The sequence below is a fragment of the Arthrobacter sp. 2YAF22_2 genome, from assembly GCF_052114645.1.
Taxonomy (GTDB): Bacteria; Actinomycetota; Actinomycetes; order Actinomycetales; family Micrococcaceae; genus Arthrobacter.
In genome coordinates this window covers 1-2,555 of sequence record NZ_JBFRFD010000507.1, presented here as the reverse complement: position 1 = coordinate 2,555, position 2,555 = coordinate 1, and the positions used below count along the sequence as shown (strand labels likewise).

Sequence of the window (2,555 nt, the reverse complement as noted above, 5' to 3'; positions counted from 1 at the left end):
CGGCACCGCTGGACAGCATGCTCCCGCAGACCCGGCACGACGCCGGTGCGGCCGCCTTCCGGCGCGGCGCGGCACCCTTGCCGCGGACGGAGGAACTGGCGACCGAGTCCGGCCGCAACCCGTCGAGGAACCGCGACGGCTTCCGGTTGGCCCGGCCGCCCGGGGTCCTGGCCGTGGACCAGGACAGGAACAGGTGCTCCTTGGCGCGGGTGATGCCGACGTAGAGCAGCCGGCGCTCCTCGTCCACGGCCTCGGGCGTGTCGGCGAAGGAGATTGGCACCAGGCCTTCGCTCAGGCCGACCAGGAAGACGGCCTCCCATTCCAGGCCCTTGGCGGCGTGCAGTGACGCCAGGGTCACGCCCTGGACGGTCGGCGCGTGYTGGGCCAGCGAGCGTTCCTGCAACTCGTTGACGAAGTCCGCGAGGCTGAACTGGGCTCCCCTGCTGGCCACAAGTTCGTCGGCGAGGGCCACGAGGGCGGCCAGCGATTCCCAGCGTTCGCGGACGGCGCCGCCGCTGTGCGGGGCCGCGTCCGTGTAGCCCAAGGAGGCCACGATGTCGCGGACCAGCTGGCCCAGGGGCTCCGGAGCCGCGGTTTCACTGACCGCGCGGGTGGCGGCCCGCAGCTGCAGGATTGCGTCCCGGACCTCCTTGCGGGCGAAGAACCGTTCGCCGCCGCGGAGCTGATACCCGATGCCGGCCGAGGCGAGGGCCCGTTCGTAGGCCTCCGACTGGCCGTTGGTGCGGAACAAGACGGCGATCTGGCTCGCCGGCGTCCCCGAGTCCAGCAGCTTCCGGACGTTCAGCGCGACGGTGGCGGCTTCGGCCTCGTCGTCGGAACATTCGGTGAACTGCGGTACCGGGCCGGCAGGCCGTTGCGCCACGAGTTGCAGCGGTGCGGCCCAGGCGGCATCCGCCACGGGACCGCCGCTGCGCCGGCCGCCCAGCAATTCGTTGGCCAGCTTCACCACCTGCGGGGTGGAACGGTAGTCACGGACCAGCTTGACCACGGTGGCGTCCGGGTACAGTCCCTTGAAGCCAAGCAGGTGCTGCGGCGAGGCACCGGTGAAGGAATAAATGGTCTGGCTGGCATCGCCGACGACGCAGAGATCGTCGCGGCCGCCCAGCCACAGTTCGAGGAGCCGCTGCTGCAACGGCGACACGTCTTGGTATTCGTCCACCACGAAGTGCCGGTACTGCTCCCGAACGGTGGCGGCCACCTTCGGATCCTCCTGCAGAATTCCCACCGTGATCAGCAGCACGTCCTCAAAGTCGATCACGTTCCGGTCCGTCTTGACGTCCTCGTACGACTGGAAGACCCGGGCGACGGCGGTCAGGTCGAAACCGCCGGGGGTGCCGCGGCCCTGGGCTTTCTCCAGATAGTTGGCCGGGGTGAGCATCGACACCTTGGCCCACTCGATTTCCGAGGCAAGATCCCGGATGGACGCCCGGTCCGTGCTGAGCCGTAACCGGCGGGCGGCCTCGGCAATCATCTGCGCCTTGTGGTCCAGCAGGTTCGGGAGCGTGCCGCCGACAGACTGGGGCCAGAAGTACTGGAGCTGGCGCAGCGCGGCGGCGTGGAAGGTGCGGGCCTGCACGGTGCCGACGCCCAGGTCCCGGAGCCTGCTGCGCATTTCGGCTGCGGCCCGGGCGGTGAAGGTGACGGCTAGGAGCCGCTGCGGGCTGTACACGCCGGAGTGCACGCCATAGGCGATCCGGTGCGTGATGGCGCGGGTCTTGCCGGTGCCGGCGCCGGCAAGCACGCACATGGCCCCGTTCAGGGTGCTGGCCACCTCGCGCTGTTCGGCGTCGAGGCCGCCGAGAATGCGTTCCTCAAGCGAGCGGTTGTCCTGCGCCGGGAGCTCGGTGGGAGTCACTCCGGGGTCGGACTGCTCGGCCGGGAAGGCGCTGGACTGGAATATATCTGTGTTCACTTCTGCTGCTCAGTCGTTGGAGGGTCTGCGGCGGGTGCGCCGCAGTCGGGGATACGCGGCGCGGGGGCGCCGGGTCGTTGCTGTCACGGGTACCTCATGCGCTCTCCGGCCGGTCCTGGATGACGCCCCCGTACCAATGTTCGATCAGGGCACGTGCGATCGAGAGCCTGCTGGAGATGACGATTTCTCCGCTCGACACCGCTTCTTGCAGCTCGGCGCGGCTGAACCAGCGCGCCCGGGTGACCTCGACGCCGTCGGGCCTGGCCTCCGTGTCCGACGTCGTCGCGGTGAAGCCGAGCATGAGCGACGCCGGGAACGGCCAGGACTGGGAGCCGAGGTACTGCGACGCGGTGACCCGCACGCCGACCTCTTCGCCGATTTCACGGATGACGGCCTGTTCCAGGGATTCGCCGGGCTCGACAAAGCCGGCCAGGGTCGAATAATTCCGGGAGTCCAGCGGGCCGCCGCCGCCGAGGAGCAGCCTGCCGTCCGGGCCGACCACGGTGACGATGATGGCCGGGTCCGTGCGCGGGTAGTGCTCGGAATTATCCGCCGGGCAGCGCCGGACCCAGCCGCCGGCCTCGGGGACGGTCGCGGCGCCGCAGCGCGGACAGTGTATGTG

At 70.0% G+C, this 2,555-nt stretch carries 2 protein-coding genes; both read right to left on the bottom strand.

Annotated features, from left to right (window positions below; translation table 11 throughout):
* A partial coding sequence (locus AB4Y86_RS16530; RefSeq protein ID WP_441403260.1) for an ATP-dependent helicase occupies window positions 1-1,876 on the bottom strand: 1,876 nt, incomplete at its 3' end.
* 151 nt (window positions 1,877-2,027) lie between these two features.
* A partial coding sequence (nudC, locus tag AB4Y86_RS16525) for an NAD(+) diphosphatase (protein ID WP_441403259.1) occupies window positions 2,028-2,555 on the bottom strand: 528 nt, incomplete at its 5' end.